At 46.4% G+C, this 19,074-nt stretch carries 21 protein-coding genes, 1 tRNA gene and 2 pseudogenes; 11 read left to right on the forward strand and 13 right to left on the reverse strand.

What is annotated here, in order from left to right; all coding sequences use genetic code 11:
* Positions 1-5 precede the first annotated feature (5 nt).
* From EA26_RS10330 to pepT, 3 genes are all read left to right on the forward strand, one after another.
* Positions 6-914 (forward strand): aldo/keto reductase, encoded by a 909-nt coding sequence (locus EA26_RS10330; RefSeq protein WP_039427291.1) that lies wholly within the window; start codon positions 6-8, stop codon positions 912-914.
* A gap of 130 nt (positions 915-1,044) precedes the next feature.
* Positions 1,045-1,932, forward strand: coding sequence for a DUF6279 family lipoprotein (locus EA26_RS10335; protein WP_152593677.1), 888 nt, complete (start codon positions 1,045-1,047; stop codon positions 1,930-1,932).
* A 226-nt stretch (positions 1,933-2,158) separates the two neighbouring features.
* Positions 2,159-3,388: a peptidase T gene (gene pepT, locus EA26_RS10340; RefSeq protein WP_039427293.1), complete on the forward strand. Its 1,230-nt coding sequence runs from the start codon at positions 2,159-2,161 to the stop codon at positions 3,386-3,388.
* Positions 3,389-3,460: 72 nt separating this feature from the next.
* Here pepT and EA26_RS10345 read toward each other — a convergent pair whose 3' ends face one another.
* From EA26_RS10345 to arfB, 4 genes are all read right to left on the reverse strand, one after another.
* A complete protein-coding gene (locus EA26_RS10345) occupies positions 3,461-3,919 on the reverse strand; it encodes a dCMP deaminase family protein (RefSeq protein ID WP_039427294.1) in 459 nt (152 codons plus the stop codon).
* Positions 3,920-4,049: 130 nt separating this feature from the next.
* Positions 4,050-5,618: a methyl-accepting chemotaxis protein gene (locus EA26_RS10350; protein ID WP_226978368.1), complete on the reverse strand. Its 1,569-nt coding sequence runs from the start codon at positions 5,616-5,618 to the stop codon at positions 4,050-4,052.
* A gap of 3 nt (positions 5,619-5,621) precedes the next feature.
* Positions 5,622-5,819: a hypothetical protein gene (locus EA26_RS22200; RefSeq protein ID WP_226978369.1), complete on the reverse strand. Its 198-nt coding sequence runs from the start codon at positions 5,817-5,819 to the stop codon at positions 5,622-5,624.
* A 134-nt stretch (positions 5,820-5,953) separates the two neighbouring features.
* Positions 5,954-6,373, reverse strand: coding sequence for an alternative ribosome rescue aminoacyl-tRNA hydrolase ArfB (gene arfB, locus EA26_RS10355; protein ID WP_039427296.1), 420 nt, complete (start codon positions 6,371-6,373; stop codon positions 5,954-5,956).
* A 66-nt stretch (positions 6,374-6,439) separates the two neighbouring features.
* Here arfB and EA26_RS10360 point away from each other — a divergent pair, with 66 nt between their 5' ends.
* The gene (locus EA26_RS10360) at positions 6,440-7,060 is read left to right on the forward strand and encodes a beta-phosphoglucomutase family hydrolase (RefSeq protein WP_039427297.1); all 621 of its coding nucleotides are present in this window, start codon (positions 6,440-6,442) and stop codon (positions 7,058-7,060) included.
* A gap of 56 nt (positions 7,061-7,116) precedes the next feature.
* On the opposite strand, the gene bamJ is transcribed toward EA26_RS10360, so the two are convergent.
* Both bamJ and EA26_RS10370 read right to left on the reverse strand, forming a co-directional pair.
* Entirely contained in the window at positions 7,117-7,590 is a 474-nt protein-coding gene (bamJ, locus tag EA26_RS10365) for a BamJ family beta-barrel-assembly machinery protein (RefSeq protein ID WP_039427298.1), read from the reverse strand.
* Between the two features lie 17 nt (positions 7,591-7,607).
* Positions 7,608-8,234: a thioredoxin domain-containing protein gene (locus tag EA26_RS10370; RefSeq protein WP_039427300.1), complete on the reverse strand. Its 627-nt coding sequence runs from the start codon at positions 8,232-8,234 to the stop codon at positions 7,608-7,610.
* A 283-nt stretch (positions 8,235-8,517) separates the two neighbouring features.
* Here EA26_RS10370 and EA26_RS10375 point away from each other — a divergent pair, with 283 nt between their 5' ends.
* A complete protein-coding gene (locus EA26_RS10375; protein WP_039427301.1) occupies positions 8,518-9,120 on the forward strand; it encodes an OmpA family protein in 603 nt (200 codons plus the stop codon).
* Positions 9,121-9,175: 55 nt separating this feature from the next.
* On the opposite strand, the gene EA26_RS10380 is transcribed toward EA26_RS10375, so the two are convergent.
* The 4 genes from EA26_RS10380 to EA26_RS10395 form a co-directional block, all read right to left on the reverse strand.
* The gene (locus tag EA26_RS10380) at positions 9,176-9,535 is read right to left on the reverse strand and encodes a glutaredoxin family protein (protein ID WP_039427302.1); all 360 of its coding nucleotides are present in this window, start codon (positions 9,533-9,535) and stop codon (positions 9,176-9,178) included.
* Positions 9,536-9,608: 73 nt separating this feature from the next.
* The gene (locus tag EA26_RS10385; RefSeq protein ID WP_039427303.1) at positions 9,609-10,145 is read right to left on the reverse strand and encodes a hypothetical protein; all 537 of its coding nucleotides are present in this window, start codon (positions 10,143-10,145) and stop codon (positions 9,609-9,611) included.
* On the reverse strand, positions 10,138-10,677 hold the full coding sequence (locus EA26_RS10390) for a YaeQ family protein (RefSeq protein ID WP_039427304.1): 540 nt from the start codon (positions 10,675-10,677) through the stop codon (positions 10,138-10,140). Before EA26_RS10390 ends, EA26_RS10385 begins: the two co-directional genes overlap by 8 nt.
* Before the next feature lie 67 nt (positions 10,678-10,744).
* A complete protein-coding gene (locus tag EA26_RS10395; RefSeq protein ID WP_039427306.1) occupies positions 10,745-10,954 on the reverse strand; it encodes a cold-shock protein in 210 nt (69 codons plus the stop codon).
* Positions 10,955-11,341: 387 nt separating this feature from the next.
* Here EA26_RS10395 and EA26_RS10400 point away from each other — a divergent pair, with 387 nt between their 5' ends.
* A complete protein-coding gene (locus EA26_RS10400) occupies positions 11,342-11,599 on the forward strand; it encodes an alternative ribosome-rescue factor A (protein WP_052079254.1) in 258 nt (85 codons plus the stop codon).
* Here the strand turns inward: EA26_RS10400 and EA26_RS10405 are convergent.
* Positions 11,596-12,495, reverse strand: a pseudogene (locus tag EA26_RS10405) (threonine/serine exporter family protein); the annotation flags it as partial. The gene EA26_RS10400 and the pseudogene EA26_RS10405 sit on opposite strands and share 4 nt — an antisense overlap.
* Positions 12,496-12,575: 80 nt before the next feature.
* On the opposite strand from EA26_RS10405, the gene EA26_RS10415 reads away from it, so the two are divergent.
* A protein-coding gene (locus EA26_RS10415; protein ID WP_100269006.1) for an IS3-like element ISVpa4 family transposase occupies positions 12,576-13,699 on the forward strand; the annotation gives its coding sequence in 2 pieces (ribosomal slippage) (positions 12,576-12,828 and positions 12,828-13,699; 1,125 coding nt in all).
* A gap of 58 nt (positions 13,700-13,757) precedes the next feature.
* Here EA26_RS10415 and EA26_RS10420 read toward each other — a convergent pair.
* Positions 13,758-14,225: pseudogene (locus tag EA26_RS10420) on the reverse strand (ISAs1 family transposase); the annotation flags it as partial.
* Positions 14,226-14,721: 496 nt separating this feature from the next.
* On the opposite strand from EA26_RS10420, the gene EA26_RS10425 reads away from it, so the two are divergent.
* From EA26_RS10425 to EA26_RS10435, 4 genes are all read left to right on the forward strand, one after another.
* On the forward strand, positions 14,722-16,719 hold the full coding sequence (locus EA26_RS10425) for a HAMP domain-containing methyl-accepting chemotaxis protein (RefSeq protein ID WP_039427307.1): 1,998 nt from the start codon (positions 14,722-14,724) through the stop codon (positions 16,717-16,719).
* A gap of 97 nt (positions 16,720-16,816) precedes the next feature.
* Positions 16,817-17,398: a transporter substrate-binding domain-containing protein gene (locus EA26_RS22205; RefSeq protein WP_052079714.1), complete on the forward strand. Its 582-nt coding sequence runs from the start codon at positions 16,817-16,819 to the stop codon at positions 17,396-17,398.
* A gap of 32 nt (positions 17,399-17,430) precedes the next feature.
* A complete protein-coding gene (locus EA26_RS22210) occupies positions 17,431-17,832 on the forward strand; it encodes a GGDEF domain-containing protein (protein ID WP_235425321.1) in 402 nt (133 codons plus the stop codon).
* A gap of 98 nt (positions 17,833-17,930) precedes the next feature.
* A tRNA-Gly gene (locus EA26_RS10435) sits at positions 17,931-18,005 on the forward strand.
* 94 nt (positions 18,006-18,099) lie between these two features.
* On the opposite strand, the gene EA26_RS10440 is transcribed toward EA26_RS10435, so the two are convergent.
* Complete coding sequence (locus tag EA26_RS10440; protein WP_039427308.1) at positions 18,100-18,987, reverse strand: LysR family transcriptional regulator; 888 nt, start codon at positions 18,985-18,987, stop codon at positions 18,100-18,102.
* Between the last annotated feature and the right edge of the window lie 87 nt (positions 18,988-19,074).

The following is a 19,074-nucleotide window of genomic DNA, read 5'->3' on the forward strand; positions in this document are numbered from 1 at the left end:
ACACCATGGTGGCAAAAGTAGTGATTGCACCTCAAGGGCCTGAGTTTTCAGAGCTGATCCAAGGATACTGGCGTCTGGGGGAGTGGAACATGACCCCTCAGCAGCGCTTAACTTTCCTCAAGCAACATATTGAAATGGGCGTGACGACGGTTGATCACGCCGACATTTATGGTCAGTACGAGTGTGAACGCCTGTTTGGCGAAGCGCTGGCGTTAGATAAGAGCGTACGCCGCGACATCCAAATTGTGAGCAAGTGCGATATCAACTTATGTGGTGAGAAAAACCCACTTCGTAAAGTCAACCATTATGACACCAGCGCGGCGCACATCTATCAATCGGTGAATAATTCGCTAGAGAGATTAGGTGTGGATGAGCTGGATGTCTTGCTTATTCATCGCCCTGACGCCTTAATGGAGGCCGACGAAGTCGCTGAGGCGTTTAACGAATTGCACAAAGTGGGCAAAGTGAAACATTTTGGCGTGTCAAACTTTTCGCCACGTCAGTTTGATCTTTTGCAGTCGCGTTTGAGTAAACCTTTAGTGACCAATCAAGTGGAAATTAATCCGCTCAATTTTGACGTGGTCCACGATGGCACACTTGATCAGATGCAGACACTCCGCACACGGCCGATGGCTTGGTCATGTTTGGGCGGTGGCGCTCTGTTTCACGGTGACAGTGAGCAAGCATTAAGAGTACGAAACGAGCTGCATGCAATCAAAGAAGAGCTGGGGGCGGGTAGCATCGACGAAGTGGTGTATGCTTGGGTGAGACGTTTGCCTTCCAAGCCACTGCCTATCATTGGCTCAGGTAAAATTGAACGCGTGCAGAGTGCGGTGAATGCGCTTAAGTTGGAATTGAGTCGCGAGCAATGGTATCGCGTTTGGGTGGCATCGAAAGGCCATGGTGTGCCATAGAAAACGCTTTTCAAGGTTAGCCTAAACGGGTGAAGAGTGTTCTTCACCCGTTGTGCTTTGGAGTTTGGAATAACTTGGCCAAGCTGGCTAAGATAACACTAATGTGAAAAACAGACACAGGGACGGTGGAATGTTGTCACGCATCTATGTTCGGATGACGACGAGTGGGCGTTTTATCCTAGGGCTACTTGGCATGCTATTGCTGCTGACAGGATGCTCGAACAAAATGGTGTATAACCACCTAGACTGGGTGGTGTTGGAGTACATCGATGACTATGTAACGTTGACGGATGAGCAAGAAGAGCTGGTGGAAGAGCGCTTGGATGTGCTGCTGCAATGGCACAGAGAAAGCGAATTGCCTATCTATCTATCCCAGTTGCAATTGCTATCCACCTTGACTGAAACTCAGCTCTCCAAACCCTTTCTCGTCGCGCAAAGAGAAGCATTAACACAGCACCGCTATCGTATCGCGCAGAAACTGGCTCCTGATCTTTACGCTTTGGCGCTCTCACTAAGTCAGGCGCAGCAAGATGAGCTACTGAAAAATATGGCTAAGGCTCATCGCAAACGTGATGAAAAATATGCGGATTTAAATGAGAAAGAGATCCGAGAGCGTTATCAAGAGTTTTTTGTCGAAGGTGCGGAAGAGTGGTTAGGAGAGCTCACGCCTGCGCAACAAGCGCTGATAAAACAGTGGTCGCAAGAAGTCACCATCACGACAGCCGATTGGCGCGCATATCGGGCAGCCTTGCGTCAAGCGGTCGAAGAGCTGTTTAAACACAAGCAAGATCCACACGATTTCCAGCAGCACCTGACTCGTTTGCTGCTTGACCCTGAAAGCTACCATGGCGATGCATTTAAGCAAAAGTTGCAGTCGAACGTCGATCTGGCGGACGGTTACATTCTGCAAATTGCGCGTTCCATGAACGCTGCACAATGGCGCCATTTTCATCGTGAGATTAGCGATTGGCAGGAGCTTGCCAGCGAACTGCACGCGCAGGTATCCGCAAACCGGTAGCGGCAAACAGGTAGCAGCAAAATAGTCACCTTATTTACGTTAAGTACAGGCAATGCAGTAAAAACTGATTCAAAGCAATTTCTCATCCTTTCAAGGGCGTAAGATAGTTCGGCCGGATATCGCCTTGCAGCTTAAATCTCCTTGTTCTATTCGGCATTAGAAGTAGAGAGCATGACCCAAAAGCAAAAATCCGCTCCTCCTGTTGGCTACAATGATGAGAATTGCTATGAAACATCTAGTACAAAGATTTATTCGCTACGTGACGTTTGACACTCAGTCGAACGCCAAGAAAAAATGCTGCCCAAGTACCCCTGGGCAGTTAAAATTTGCCCAGCACTTAAAGCAAGAGCTCATCGAACTCGGCTTGAGTGACGTACACCTCGACGACAATGGATATTTGATGGCAAAACTGCCGTCAAACGTCAGCTATCCTGTGCCTGCCATCGGATTCATCGCCCATATGGATACCGCGCCGGATGCATCTGGCAAACACGTTAAGCCACAAATTATCGAAGATTATCAAGGTGGCGATATTGCACTTGGTATCGGCGACGAGGTGCTCTCTCCAGTCCAATATCCCGATTTGCACGCTCTGCATGGTCACAACCTGATTGCAACCGATGGCACCACGCTACTAGGCGCAGACAATAAAGCGGGAATCGCAGAAATTTTATCTGCCATTGAGCTTCTGATGGAAAACCCGTACATCCCACACGGAGATATCTGCATCGGTTTTACCCCGGATGAAGAGATTGGTCGTGGTGCGGACCATTTTGACGTGGCCCGTTTTGGCGCTGAGTGGGCGTATACGGTTGATGGTGGCCCGCAAGGTGAGTTGGAGTACGAGAACTTCAATGCGTCCAGTGCCGACGTGATTTTCCATGGCGTCAGTGTTCATCCGGGAACCGCCAAGGGCAAAATGGTCAATGCGATGACGTTGGCCAGCCGTTTTCACTGCATGATGCCAGAAGATGAGACCCCTGAAGGCACCGAAGGGTATCAAGGTTTCTATCATTTGAAATCGGCGGAGATGGGTGTTGCGCGTTCTGAGCTGGGTTATATCCTACGAGATTTTTCACGCGAAGGCATACAACAGCGCAAAGCTTTTATGCAGCAACGGGTTGATGAAATGAACGCGCAATTGAAACACGGCTCAGTGGAAATCTGTTTTACTGATAGTTACTTCAATATGAGGGAGAAAGTCGAGCCTTTCCCCCATATTATTGACATTGCCAAACAAGCGATGGAGCAGTGTGATGTTGAGCCAGTGATTAAGCCGATTCGCGGTGGTACAGATGGCGCGAGATTATCCTTTATGGGACTTCCTTGCCCGAACTTATTTACTGGCGGATATAACTTCCACGGCATTCATGAATTTATTTCTATCGAGCAGATGGAAAAATCCGTCGAAGTGATCGTGAAAATTGCAGAAATGACCGCCAAACGCTACGCCTAATCGTTGTGTTCAAAACAGTCGGCCCGGTAATATAACCGGGCCGATGTTTTTGTTTTGGCAGGTAACAAGAGACTAACGAACGTCATCGCTGTTTAGGTCGGCCAGCGGTAACCAGTCCACTTCAACCCCCGCTTGATTAAACATATCTTGGCTGACTTGGATCTTATCTCCCCAGCGAGAGAGAAAATCGGCTGATTGCTCAGGGCAATGTACTCGCGCAATTCCTGTTTGGATGATTTTCGCCGCACAGTTTGGGCAAGGAAAATGCGTCACCCAAATGTCACAACCATCGAGATCCCGTTTAGAAAATAGGATAGCGTTCTCTTCAGCGTGTAAGGTTTTGAGATATTTCAGCTCTCGTTCATCAGTGTCGACGCTGTCGGAAACACCATGTGGATAACCATTAAAACCCACTGAGACAATACGATTTTGTTTGGTAATCACCGCGCCGACTTGCGTGGAGGGGTCTTTACTCCATGACGCCACCAGTTCTGCCATTTGGTAAAAACGCTTAGCCCATTTAGATATCATCTTTGTCCTCTCTACCGAAGGCTGTAATTGTTTGCATGATAACGCATTTTCTTTAAAAAAATAGTCGTGCGTTATTTAAAGTAGTCCCTTGGACCATTGCGCTCTTACTGCAAACCGTGCGTTTATCTCCTCAGCGATTGCGGGTCTTGAACTGCGCAACCGCTTTATCCATGTCCTTGGCTTGAGAAGAGACAGTGTTTACCTCCGCCAAACACTCTTGGGCTGAGTGCATGTTGTTTTCAGAGATGGTGTTGAGCTCGGTAATCGAATCACTCACTTGTCCCATCACAATACCTTGTTCCTCAATGGCTGAAGCGATACGTTCTGAGTTCGCTTGAATATTCGACATGTCGGTAATAATACGCGCCAAACTGGCATCTAGCTGCTCTGAGGCATGTAACGTCTCTTGCCCTTGCTGATTGCACTGCTCAATGTCACTGACGACTTTCGCCATTTGTGACTGAATTGCCGCCACCACTTTGGTGATCTCTTCGGTTGACTGGTGAGTTCGGCTGGCAAGGGCGCGAACTTCATCGGCCACCACGGCAAAGCCTCGGCCTTGTTCACCTGCACGCGCTGCTTCAATCGCTGCGTTAAGTGCCAGTAGGTTGGTCTGCTCTGCGATCCCTTGGATGATGACCACTGCGCCGCCGATTTTGTCCACATGGTCGTTGAGGGAGTGAATAGACGTTTGGCTGTTGGCTAAAATGCTGGTCAGTTGATCGACGTTCTTCACTGTCGATACCACCACGTTACGCCCAGCTTCGGCGTTTTTCGCTGCTTGTTGCACCCCTTCAACCGCCACAGAAGTGCTTTCCGAGATCTCGCTGATGGTGGACACCATTTCCTGCACTGAGATAGTCATGGTCGACGTGTGATCTGCCTGAACATGGAACTGCTCAATCACGCCCTCCAGTTCATCGTGCATACTGTTGGTGCTGGAAGTGAGCTGGGTCGATTTCTCCTGAGAGTGGAAAATGAGTTGCTCAATTTTCTCTAGCAAGGTATTGAAATAATTGCCTATTTCAACCAATTCGTCATTGCCTTTCATCTGACAGCGTAAACCCACGTTATTGGTTTCACAGATTCGGTGAATCGTATCAGACAGCACTTGAACTTGATGATTGATTGAGCGGGAAATCTGCCAAATGATTCCCACCAGAAGTAAAAGGACGACAGCGGTGACAAATTGCTTAATAAGGTCCATTTGCTGGGTTTGCTCGTTGTACGCTTCGTTGAGAGCGTTAGCAAATGTTTTGAACTGTTCTTCTACGGTGTGGGAGAGATTACGCACTTCCCCCAACAGTCCCTTGTTGTACTGCACGCCAATAGTGACATGCTGATTGGCCACCTGCGCAGCTTGGCTAAGCAGGGTGCTACTTTCTATGCCGCTGAGCAGCTCTTTCTTCACTTCGCCTTGTAGTACATTTTGATTGAACTCCATCAAGCGTAAAACTTGTTCTGCGCTAGATGCCTCTTTTGCTCGTTTGAGCTCTTTTAGGTAGCTGCCCAACATCCCCTGTTGCTCGTTCAGCCCCAGAGTTTGATAGGCCGCGACCAAGGTTTGAAAGACTTTTTGGTAGGTAAGTAAATCTTGTCGCAACTGAGCGCTTGATGGCAGTTGGTTGCTAGTGAGAATGGCGGCGAGCTGTTTTTCCGTTGAAAGAAAAATATCAACGTTTTTATCAAAGGTAGACAAGTACTAAACATCGCTGCGGAGTAAAAAATCCTTTTCATTGCGACGAAGGTTAAGCAGTCGAATTTCTAAATCTGCGACGAGTTTGATGGCTTGCTGAAGTTGTTCCGATTTAGAAACAAAGTGAGTGGTGGAGAACAGTAGGGCAACAATCCCTAAAATAGCGACAACACCCAAAGAGTAGAGCTTCTGCTTGATAGTCATACGGTATCCTTAGATGTGTAAGCAGTTTTATAGTCATTCGTACTAATTATACGTTTATAACGAATGGTAATAAAATTATAAAATCTTATAACCCTACCTAGCTCGCATTTCACTACTGAGTTGTAACTAATTGTTTAAAAAGTAACTTTTCCACGTAAGCCTTTTTTGGCTCCTTGGTGCGTTTTTTGTTCAAGTCGCCTTTTAACCGAACCTTTGGTTGGTTTTGTTGCCACTCTTTTCTTATCTTTTTTTATCGCATTGCGAATGATTTGTGCCAAGCGTTCCACAGCATCAAGCCGATTTTTTTCAAAACTGCGGTGTTGCTGAGCTTTTAACACCAAAACGCCCTCTTTATTGATGCGACTATCTCCGAGATTTAATAAGCATTGCTTATGAAAATCTGGTAGGGTCGATTGCTTAATATCAAAACGCAAATGAACCGCACTCGATACCTTATTAACGTTCTGCCCACCGCAACCTTGCGCTCGAATAGGAATGATTTCCCATTCGTGGCTGGCAAGAACAACCGAGTGAGAGATTTTTAACTCCTGCAACCTTGACTCCTTAATACCAGCCCCTAATGAGCAAACTGACACTGAATATACTAGAAAATGATATCTATGAACAAAAATGACTATTCACGTTATCAGGGTTTGATCTTTGATATGGACGGAACCTTGATCGATACCATGCCCGCACATTTAGAAGCTTGGCGGCAAACGGCTGAATTTTTTGACTTTCCTTTTGAGAGGGAGTGGCTGCATGGGCTGGGTGGTATGCCGAGCTTTAAAATCGCCAGCGAGCTCAACCGCCGCTTTGGCCTACAACTTATTCCCAGTGAAGTGTCTGCGTTTAAGATGGATGCTTTTGTCTCACTGAAAAACCATGGTGATATCATTGATGTCACTCATCGTGTGGTACAAGCGTTCCTCGGCAAGAAAAAACTGGCGGTTGGGACGGGTAGTCAGCGCCAGAGCGCCGAACGCCTGTTAAAAAACAGCGGGCTGCGCAGTTTTTTTGATGTGGTGGTGACTGCGAGTGATGTCACGCGACATAAACCGGAACCGGAAACTTTCTTGCGCGCCGCAGAGCTTTTAGGACTTAGTGCGCAACAGTGTGCCGTGTTTGAAGATACCAAACTTGGAATGCAGGCAGCACATGCAGCGGGTATGGACTGCTTTATGGTTGAAGGTGAGGAGTTGGTCTTTTATCCAGTGGCCTCACCATTAATTCACCGTTAGAGATGTACACGTTGCGAGTACCAAGTGCCGCCAATAAGCGGCACTTGGTAGAAGTTTTACTGAATTTCAATCAGTTCGACGTCAAAAATGAGCACGCTAGCTGGTGGGATCGGACCAGAACCGCTTTTGCCATAGCCGAGTGAGCTTGGGATAAACAGCCTTACTTTCTCACCTTCAACCATATATTGCAGGCCCTCTTGCCAGCCTTTAATCACTTGATTTAAGCCAAAGCTAATGGGCTCACCGCGCTGAACGGAACTGTCAAACACGCTGCCATCAATTAAAGTGCCATGATAATGGACTTTCACTTTGCTTGATGCGCTTGGGTGTTTATCACCATGGCCTTTTTCCAGCACCTGATACTGCAAGCCGCTCTCTGTGGTGATTACCCCTTCCTTTTTGCCGTTTTCTTCTAGAAAGGCTTGGCCGATAGCAAAGTTGGCCTCAGATGCTTTGTGGCTTGTCCAAGTACGGTAGATAAAAAAAGCCGCGAGCAGAAAAATAATAATAGGGAAAACGAATTTAGGCACAAATGACCTCTGCAAAGTTAAGGTTGATTAAGTAGATAAGTGATGGTTTGGGCGATCTCATCTGTACTTTTATGACCACCAGTCAAGACTTGATATTTGCCTTTGACGATAAAAGTGGGTACCGCGTTAATTTGTACTGCTTGAGATGCCGCGTCCGCTTGCTGAAACAAGGCAAACATCGCTTGCTGCTGCTCTTTTTCCAACTGATATGGGCTGATGAGGTGACGTTTCTCAAACGCTTTTTCAAGCGCTTGTTGTTTCTCTATGCCCGCCACATCAGGGCCCATTTGTACAGCCGCAAACAGCTCTTGCATGAAGGCGTGATCTGGCGTCTGTTTTAGCTGCATCACTGCGGTATAAAAAATAAATGCGCTGATTTGTGCGCTTTCGCTGAAGGTAACATGCATCTTGCCAAATTTTTGCTTGGTCTGCTCTTCCAGTTGAGGAATCACCTCTTCCATGGTTAGGCAGTGACCACAGGTCAGGGAAAAAACTTCGGTAACCGCAGGCAGATCAAAAGCCTCAAGAGAGGTGGGCAAAGTTTTATATTGCGCGCCTTCTTTGGGCTGTGAGGTGTCGCTACAGGCAACAAGAGTGAAGATGGCGGCTGCGGCCATCAGCAGTGAAACGAATCGTTTATACATAGTTATGACAACAAGAGAAAAAGAGTAGCGATTTTACCCACTAACCACTTATAGGAAAACCGAATGTTTGGCATAAATCGCAATTTGAAACAATAAGCTATTCTTTAAAGCGGTGAGCCACAGTGGCTAAGCAACTCGCAGCACTCTACACGATATGACTTGGTTCAAGCGCTGAACCGCATGTGAGCACGCTATTTTGCAGAAACGGACACAATTTGCTAAAGATTTTCAAATTGGGTCGATATGATATTGAGAAATAACCATTTATGCGTTTGGGGTGTCGATGAGAACGAGTCTATCGCTTTTGTGCATTTTACTGTCTGGGTGCAGTAGCCTGATTGCGCCTCCAAATATGCTCGATACGGCGCCCAAAAATGAGGAAGCTTTGATTTATCCTGATTGGGGCGGGGAAGTCATAACACAAGCAGAACTACCAGTCACCCGTGAAGTGACACCGAAAAGAAGCGAGACTAGGGAGTCGCTGCAAGCGTTTTTGCAACGTAATCGGATCGAATATCAACTTTTGCCCGGGAATCACATGATGATTCATTTGACCGAAATCATTCACTTTAAAACGGCTTCAGCCGAAGTGTCTGCCGATTCGACTAGGTGGATTGGCTTGCTCGGAGATTATCTCTCTTCGCGAGAGGATATTGATATCGTGATTGATGGTCACGCTGACAGTACAGGGGCAAGTGGTTTTAATAACTCGCTCTCAGAGCGACGAGCTGAAGAAGTGAAAAAGCAACTGTTGATGTCGCAAGTGCCTGAACATAGGGTGTACACGCGTGGTTACGGTGAGTATCTGCCCGCATGCTCTAATCGTTCTATTAACGGACGCAAATGCAATCGTAGGGTTGAGTTGATGTTAATCGTTACCCGATAATGAGCAAAAGAGGTATTCAAGCACAAAGGCACCCACCGGTGCCTTTGTGCTGTTTTTAGGCAAATTCTTTTTCAAGATAGGCAACAATATCTGAGGATTCGTACAACCAGCGAGTTTGACCATCTTCTTCAATGCGTAAACAGGGCACTTTGACTTTACCACCACCTTGCTGCAAGGCTTGTCGATGTTCCGCGTTGTTTTTCGCGTCGCGCAGTTCAAAGTGAACCGATTGCCTTTTCATTGCTCTGCGCACTTTCACGCAAAACGGACACGCCTCAAATTGATACAGCGATAGGTTTTTGGCTTTTGCATCGACCAAAGCTTGTGCTTCTGGGCTACGTTGTATGCCTTTGGGAGCAAAAATAGCATTTGCCAGTAGGATCAATTTGCCTAAAAACCAACGAATAAAGCGCATAGCGGATCTCCACGTTTAATAAATCGCGTCGGAGTGTACCAGTGTTACGCTTGTTACAAAACCATGAAATTTATCAAGCAAATAGATTGCGTATTCGTTGCCAGAAGCTATTGGGCGGATTATCGCGTTGATACAGCATTTTGCCTTGATAAAAACTTTGCATAAACTCGCTGCGAATGGCATCAGGTTGCATTTTTAGAAACGGGCTGAGGTGCTGTGCGGTTTCGTGGGCGTGATCATTCGCTAAACTAAAATCCATGTTGAGGCGACCTTGCACAAATAACCATAAGGTTGTCACCAAGCTGAGATCTTGTAGCGTAACGTCGTTAAAACGTTCGGCGAACTCTTCTCCCAGTTCACTCTCGAACACTGAATGCATCACTTGGCGACTTTTCGCATGTTGCATGAAATCGGCGAGTGTTTCACTGTGGGCTTTGGTCAACAAGCCGAGTAGGAGCAACTGCTTGGGTGTTTGCGGCTTATTTTCAACCACTCGCAGATATAAATCGTTTTGCCCAGTGCAAAAGCGGGTGAGAGCTTGTGGGTGGTTTTCTACAAATTCAAGTGTATGGACACCGATGTCACTTAGCTGTTGCTCAAGTTCATTCATGGGTTTGTAAACCTTGCCAGTCGATTTGCTGGTGGAAGTGGTCACCATCGACAAAAATTGAGTTTCCGGAGATCATCACCGACAATGTGGTGCCTCGTTCGATCTGAGTGGCGAAAGCGTCCACCGCCGCCGCATCCAATTGATAAACGTTAACAGGCAGTGATTGAAATTTTCCCTTATTCTTTTCCCACCATACGGCGCTTTTGCTATTGAAGCTGTAAACGGCGACTTGTTTGGCTTGCCGAGAAGCTTTTTTGATTCGCTCGGCTTCGAGTTCGCCGACATCTATCCAAACGCTGATGGAGCCGTCGTACTCTTTCTTCCAGATGTCAGGCTCTTCCGTACTCGATAGTCCTTTGGTGAAGGCTAGGTCGGGCTGGGCATGTAAACAGAATGCAATCAAGCGCGCCGCCAAGCGCTCAAGTTTTTCAGAGGGGTGCAGTGCGGTGGTAATGGAAATCGTATCAAAATAGTCGCGATTCATATCGGTTAGGTTGATACGGAACTTGTAGATCGTCGGTTTGAGTGCCATAAGATTGAATTTCAAGCATAAAAATAGCCAGCACTATGGCTGGCTACCGTAAAAATGTCCAGTCTAATTAAAGCACTGTGATTTCTTCTGCTTGAGGACCTTTTTGGCCTTGAGAGATGACGAAAGACACTTTTTGGCCTTCAGCGAGTGAACGGAAGCCATCACCTTTGATTGCAGAGAAGTGTGCAAAAACGTCCGGGCCGTTTTCTTGCTTGATAAAACCAAAGCCTTTAGTTTCGTTAAACCATTTTACGGTGCCGGTTACTGTGTTAGACATGTGTAAATCCTATCTATATCAAAATTTATTTAGCCGAATTGACGACTGGTATTGCATAAAGAAAAAAATACATTTGTAACCCACAGTTCTGGAATTTTGTAAAATTCGGTGAAATGTGTAAAACAAAAGACTTCCTTTCTGTTCGACCCAAAGTCTAGGTCAACTTACGCAAGAGTCAATGGATAAACCTCGGTAAATTGAGATTATTTGTCGCCAATCACTATTTTCTTTTCGACTATTAATCGATCTTACAAATTAATGATGCGTCAAATAAATTTTGCTGATGGACAAGATATACATAATCTGTCAACTGATATAAGAATTGACAGCCAACGCGCTTTGATCTCAAATAGTCGCTGAAATGAGACACCCCGGGAGGGAAAAGGAATGAAATGCAAAAATAAGACTCACTCTGACACTCATGAACACGAGTTGGGCAGAGGAGTGATACAAGATAACGCGCTTAAGGCGTTGGTAACCAGCCAGTTGTTTAAGACTCGGGTGGTGAAAGCGAAAAAAGGTAAAGGCAGTTTCAGCCGTAAAATGAAACACAGAGGCAAAGAGCCCGGTGCAAAGGGGATGAAGAAAATCCATTTTGCACCGGGCTCTTTCGTTATAGATGGTTTAATACCAGTTTTGCGTTAATGCTCTATTTTCGGTGAATAGATGGCGTACGCGGTAATTTGGCCAGCGACAATCGCCGAAAACATGAACAGAGCGGAAAGTCCAATACTGGGGATCGGCAAAATGGACTGCTCAAATACCGACTGACCTGCGCTCACTAACACGCGGCTTCCCGGAACTAAAATGATGATGCCTTGCACAATATATATTGAGCCCGTCAGCTCCATTTTTTTCGCTAGCCACGTGCCGTACAAGGTGATCAGTACCGTTGTGATCCAAGTGCCAACCACCCAGCCACTCTCAAAGCCCAAATATAGCGGCCCCCACATGCCAAGCATTGCCACAGGCAAGCCGAGAACAATGTCCAAGGGCCTGGCATTAAACAAAATACCTAATGAAACGGAAAGTAAGAACAAGCCGAAAATGTGCATCCAGATCGGCACCTGATTGGTGTATGAAATGGAGGTTGCTTGCCCCCAGATCGCTTCGCCGATATTGAGCCCCATAACGATGCCCACAAAGAGTTTTATCAACGTCAACACGCTCTGACCAAAGAGGCTGGTACCGGAAATCAGATCGTTAAAGGCGAGACATTCCAATGAGTTGGCGATGGAAAGCCCCGGTACAAACAAAATGACCGCGGCAATACACAGTGCCCAGACGGGGATGGGTAATCCTGTGTTGGCAAGAAACGCGACGAAAATGCCTGTCACCAAGGCAGAGAAGAACTCCACCGCAATAGCACGGCGTGAATGAAAAACTTGTTGGCAGAGCCAAATCATCAGTCCAAGTAAAAAGGCGAAGCCGACGGCTTCTAAAGTGCTGCCGACCAACATCAGATACGCAGGCGGAATGCCCATGTTGGCCATGGCAATCACCCATTTGGAATAGCCAACGGGTTCGGGGACCGGTTCACTGAGAAGTGGCCCCCAATTTTCGGACATGACTTTAAGTGGTCGATCTGTTTTGATAGTACCCAACAATACAGGGACAGATTATGACTAGAAAACGTAGAAACCACTCTCCTGAGTTTAAAGCTAAGGTGGCTCTCGATGCCGCTAAAGGCGATAAAACCGTCGCTGAGCTAGCTCAGAAATATAACCTGCACGCTAACCAGATCTCAACATGGAAAAAGGAGCTGCTTGAAAACGCAGCCATGATTTTTGCCACCGAAAATCACTCAGGAAAAGAGAGTTCCGAAGATGTGGACAAACTTCACGCCAAGATCGGTCAATTGACCATGGAAAATGATTTTTTGGCCAAAGTGCTCGGTCGTTAGACCGAGCCCAGCGAAAGAGTTCGCTGGTTAAATCCACCCCATTGCCGATAAAGCGCCAATGTGAGCTGCTCAATATTGCTCGCTCTACCGCTTACTATCAGCCCATCGGACTCTCTGCTGAGGAGATCACGTTACGACGTATGATTGACGAAATTCATCTGCAGTATCCGTTTATGGGCAGTCGGCGCATTCGAACTGAGCTGGCTAAAAAGGGCCATAGCGTTAATCGTAAGCGTGTTGTTCGACTCATGCGCGATATGGGGATTGGGGCGATTTATCCCAAGCCCAAAACGACGCTGGCTAACAAAGCACACAAGGTGTATCCCTACCTGTTGCGTGATATCGAAGTCACTTACCCAAACCAAGCTTGGGCGATTGATATCACGTACATCCCGATGGCGAAGGGGTTCCTGTACCTCGTTGCGATTATCGACTGGTATAGCCGCAAAGTGCTGGCTTGGCGACTATCCAACACCATGGACACGAGTTTTTGTATCGAAGCGCTTGAGGAAGCGCTGAAGCATTATGGGCCACCTGATATCTTTAACTCAGATCAAGGCAGCCAGTTTACCAGCACAGAGTTCACACAGAAGTTAATTGAACATGACATACGTATAAGCATGGACGGGAAAGGCCGCTGGGTTGACAATGTTTTCATTGAGCGATTATGGCGAAGCCTGAAATATGAGGAGGTTTACTTAAAGGCTTATACCACGCCCCGTGAAGCCGAGCTTGAAATCGGCAACTACATGGTGTTTTATAATGAAGAGCGTAACCATCAAGGACTGAATAACCTCACTCCTGATGAGGCCTACTTCGGTAGGCAAAGATACGCAGCATGAGCTGGGTCAACCACTTAACAAATGAGCTTATGTGTCCAACCAGCGGGGTCCACTTCTCGTCGAGCATGTTTTTTATCGCTATTAGCTCCATACCTTTACCGTCACAAGGTTGATGTGTGAGAGTCAAACCTTCATCTACGTCAAATGCCGAAACCATATAGAGAGGGTGTTCTTGTTTGCTTGCTTTCGCTCCTTTTAGAACCTTCCCATCAACGCTGATTATAGGCTGAGCATGCTTTTCTCTGTGCAAATTGACCCAGCCTACCATCGCTTCCAAGAGCGTCTCTGGTACAACAGTTCTCATTATCGCGGCAATATTATGCCGAGTGGGGAGACCATTGTCGTAGGGGAGATACTCACGCAACCACTCGATATTTCCTTCGCCGAAATCCTTAATATCAGTCCACTTATTTTGACCACAAATCATGGCGGTTATGACCAAGAAAGCCACTTCCATAACAGGATACACTTGGTTGATATGCGAACGGGTATCTTTCACTTTTTTTAGCTGCTCAATGATAATCATGTACGAGTTTCTCATATTTTTAACTTCATGATCAGATCGTGATTACCTTGAAAAGTTCCCAATAACATAAAGTCTTTTATTTTCAGTGGTTAAAGTTCGATCCCGCCCTTGGGTATCGCCAATTTCTACGATTTTTTTGATTCGGTAGTGCGACGGCATGGTGACAATCTGAGCCAATTTTAAAGTGGCGTAAAGTTATCAGAGCGTTTGAAAATTAGCGAGATAGCCAATAGATATTTTTTAACAATTTTATCGCTAGCGTCACATATGTGTGAAACAAGGGATTTTTTAACGAATAAAAATGCAGCCATGGTTGCTTGAAAGTGCTCCATGCCTCCTGAATATTGGCTTTATTTGGCTGAGCAAATGACGTGTTATCTACTGATTTAGGGAAAGTGGCGAGTTTTTAAGCTGCTGTTGAGATAAGTTAGTGACATGTATGCTAAGTGTGTCAAAATTGTTAGAGGGATATCTTAGTGTACTCAGGAGTTGTTGGATGAGTTTTTCAATATCAGGGAAGTTGCAGCTGAGTTTTATGTTACTTGCTGTGCTGTTTATTGCTTCGTCGGTTTTTACTTATCGCACTACCAATGTAGTGGAGCAGCATGCAACGTCGTTACTAGTGCGCGATTTGCCGACCGTCGATAGCAGCCGAGCGATTCAGCAGTCCATTCAAGAAGTTATCTCTACTCTACGCGCATATATGTTGTTGGGTGGGGACGAAAATAAGCGAGAAACTCTCCATCAAGCCTTGAACAGTGTCCTGTCTCGCACGGAAGAAGCGCTACCACGCTTGCAGTCTCTTATCGCGCCCGAAGACTTTGAGGCGTTGTCGCAGCAGTGGCAAACGGTGGTCACTTTGGTTAATCGTGTGGTTGAGTTGAGTCACACTGATGAAAACTTGCCAGCGCACAGCTTATTCCTCAACGAAGCCGCGCCAATCGCCGAAGTGGCTTTAGACCAGATCCAAGGCCTGATCAACGATGAAGCGGGCAACCGAGAAGGCGGTGAGCGCAAGCGGCTGTTCAAAGTGTATGCGAACAGCTACACCTCACTCGCTAATGCGCTCTCCGCAATGCGCGATTATCTGCAATACGGAAAGCCAGAGCACCTAGAGAAATATCAAGATTTTATTACGTTTCACAATCAATCCGTCGCCGAAATTGAGGGAAAAAGTGAGCTGATGTCGGAAAGTGATCGCGATTTATGGTCACTGTTTAAGGAGATGCAACAACTCTACTTCCCGCTCGCTGAGCAAGTTATTGCCCTGCGCAATGCTCCTAATTGGAACCAAAGCAATCAGATCATGGCCTCAGAGCTGGTGCCAACAACGAACAAACTCAATCAACTGTTAGAGCAAGTGGTGCTGAGTCAACAGCAAAAAGCCGATCGCAGCGGAGTGGGTATCAGTCAGTCGATTCAACAGGTGGTGATTTCGCTGGTGATTGCCGTCGTTCTGACTGTACTCGCTGCTGTTGTATTGTCGGGATACTTAGGTCGGAACATTGCTCGGCGTGTCGTGCTGGTATCAGAGCGCGCCAGCCGTATCGCTTCGGGTGACATCTCGCAAGCGCCTCTGACCGTCGAAGGAACGGACGAATTGGCAAAACTCACCGATTCGGTAAACCGAATGAATCACTCTTTGTCTTCAATTGTCCAAGGCGTGACAGACAAAGCCGCTTCGGTCGACGCTAGTATGAGTGAGTTATTGCATTCGAGTGAGAGAACCCTCCTGCAAATAAAAAGACAGCAATCGGATATGGTTGAAGTGGGACATGAAGTTAATGGTGTGGCTGATGCCGCAACCAATACTTTGCTTCAAGTAGAATCGTCGGCGCAAAGTCTGGCGCATTCAAAAGAGAAGATTTCTCAGGGACATCAAGCCTTAGATCGAAATCAGCAGACGATGCAAGCACTCAATCAAACTATTCAAAGCGCCGCAAAAATGGTGGCAGAGTTAAGCCAAGCGAGCGAGCAAATCGGCAAAGTGACAGAGGTAATTGAAGGGCTAGCCGAGCAAACCAATTTGCTGGCGCTTAATGCCGCGATTGAAGCGGCTCGCGCTGGAGAGTATGGGCGAGGATTCGCGGTGGTGGCTGACGAAGTGCGTTTGCTTGCTAGTCGGACTACGGAATCGACCAGCGAGATTAATACCATTGTTAATGCAATTCAAAGTTCCACGAGCTTAGTCGTGAGGGAAATTGAAGCCAGTCAGTCGCTGGCAGTCAGCGGTGAAGAGCATATTGAACAAGCGGTGGCAGAATTGAAAGAGAGTATTGGACAAATTAATAAGCTCAATCAGCACTTTAGTGAACTGGCGAATGCTGCGCAAACACAATCGGATGCGACCCAATCCATTACTCAGTTGATGACTGGTGTGCAGGAGTCGGTGTCTGGTGTAGCAGAAAATAGCGACGCCTCCAACCTTTGTGCAAAACAGGCCAAAGAGAAAGTGAATGAATTAAATCGAGAGGTTTCACAATTCAAAGTTTAATGACCTTTTGCCTAAGTTTTGTTGTTGAAAAAGCAAAAAATTGAACGACACTTAGCGTTAAATTCCAAAAATATTTAAACGATGAAGGACTTGCTCAATGCATGTCACGTTTTTGATACGTGTTTTATTGAAATTTGTCTTATTTGCTCAAGTGGTGTTGTGCTTTAACACGTTTGCTGCTGAGGAAGATTCAGTAAAAAAGAAGCTCAGAGTAGCGAATTCGACCTCTTGGAAGCCGTTCTCTTATGTGGCTGAAGATGGCTCCAAGCGCGGTATTTTGATCGATCTCTGGCAACGTTACGGCGAGAAAAACGGGGTAGAGATCGAGTTTGTCTTGTCGGATTGGAATGACTCTATTCTCGCGGTTCGGCAAGGAAGAGCCGATGTCCATGCTGGATTGTTGTGGTCAGATAAGCGCGATACCTTTTTCGATTTTGCCGATGCGATCATGACCATCAACACTCAGTTGTATCTCAGCCAAAGAATCATCACCTCTGATCTTAACGAGATGCTGACGGGTCAGGATGCCGAAGGGATTGGTGTGGTTGAGGGTGGTTATGAAGAATATTTTATGGCGAAAACCTACCCGGCGGCGAAGTTGGTCAAGTACCCAAATAATCGTTTGATGATAGAAGCGGCTTTTCGCCACGACATCGACGCTTTTTTATCGAGCAGTTAGAGGCGTTACCCGCAAAGAATACTTCCGTTGCGGTGCTGATGTTTGACATTGATGATTTCAAGAAAATTAACGATGAGTTTGGTCACGCTACAGGCGATGTGGTGATTCAGCGAGTCGCAAGATGTGTGGAACATGAGCTACCGGACAACGCGCTATATGCCAGAATCGGTGGCGAAGAATTTGCGATTGTATTGTGCGGCGTATCGTATGTAGAGGCTGAATCGTTGTCACACCAACTGTGCCACGTGGTGTCTGAAATCACTTTTATCCAAATGCCCAACAAGGTGACGATCAGCCTTGGCTGTGCGTATTACCCTTACGTTCGTCAGAAAGTGGACTTAAATGCGGCCGATAAACTGATGTATCAAGCAAAAAGGCGAGGAAAGCATTGTGCCACAGTCGCTCAGATTGAACTACAAGAGCGTAATATCTGAGCACTTGAAATGCGTTTGAGCATGATTTAACCGTTTGAACTAAAAAGGGCTTTTCTTTTTTATTAGATGTGGCATAGTAACTCCCGTCCTCACGATGCGCGGGCATCGTATAATGGCTATTACCTCAGCCTTCCAAGCTGATGATGCGGGTTCGATTCCCGCTGCCCGCTCCAAGTTTCCTTCTTGTTTTACCCAAAGCTAACTTTTGTTGAACATCTCGTTCGAATCTATGCTTGTGCTGTTTCCTTGGTTTGTCTGTGTACCACACTAAGAGAAGATACGCGCTAAATAGCTGTTCACGGTATGGTAGCGTTGCGCTAGGTCGCGGTTTCTTTTTTGCACCAAATATAAGGTTTCTCTCACTTCCGTTTTTGGGCGGACAACGAATAGGCTTTCGCTATCGACAAAGTTTGTGATGGCACTTTTTGGCAGAACAGTAAATCCCAAACCTCGAGAAACCGGGAGTAAGATTTGGCTCAGTTGGTTGACGTAGCCCGATTTTGGCAGCTTATCTAGGTTGATCTTCGACAGCGACTCTAGCTCACACGCATTGAAATAAATGGATAAGTAATGTTGGGCATCAGGATGATCAATCACCCCAATATCGCATAGCAAGTCGGTGTTAATTTCACTCTCTTTATAAAGCTTTGGTAAGACCAAACATAAAGTCTCGCTGCCGAGAACAGTGCTTTGAAATAGCCTTTCGTCGGGCTTTTGGGTGACAATCCCTAAGTCAATCATATCTGTCTGTAGATCATTGAAGATTTTCTGGTTGGGGGCGGCTTCAAGATGGATCTTTAAATCAAGGTGCGCTTGTTGCAACGACAGCAACTGTGGATAGAGTTTCAATGCCAGTGAACCTGAACAGGACAACTTACACACACCAGCAAATGGATTATCAAACTCTAGGCTAGCAAACAAACGTGCTTCAGCGTCGGCGCTCTTTGCGGCGTACTCATAGACCAATTTTCCTTGCTCTGTGAGTTCAAAGGTTTTATTGATTCGCTTTATGAGCGCATGACCGCAGAGCTCTTCAAGTTTTCGAATGTGCTGGCTGACACCGGGCTGGGTCATATGCAGTTTTTCTGCCGTGTGAGTAAAGTGCCCCACATCAACTAAGGTTTTGAACGTGTTCAGCCAGATTGGATTGAGCATAGACGTGTCCTTCATACAACCAAAATTGGATGGGGGTGTCATATTTGTTTTAAGGCTCTGCATAAAAAAGCAACATAAAAGAAGCAC

Origin of the sequence: Vibrio navarrensis (genome assembly GCF_000764325.1) — a bacterium.
GTDB classification, from domain to species: domain Bacteria; phylum Pseudomonadota; class Gammaproteobacteria; order Enterobacterales; family Vibrionaceae; genus Vibrio; species Vibrio navarrensis.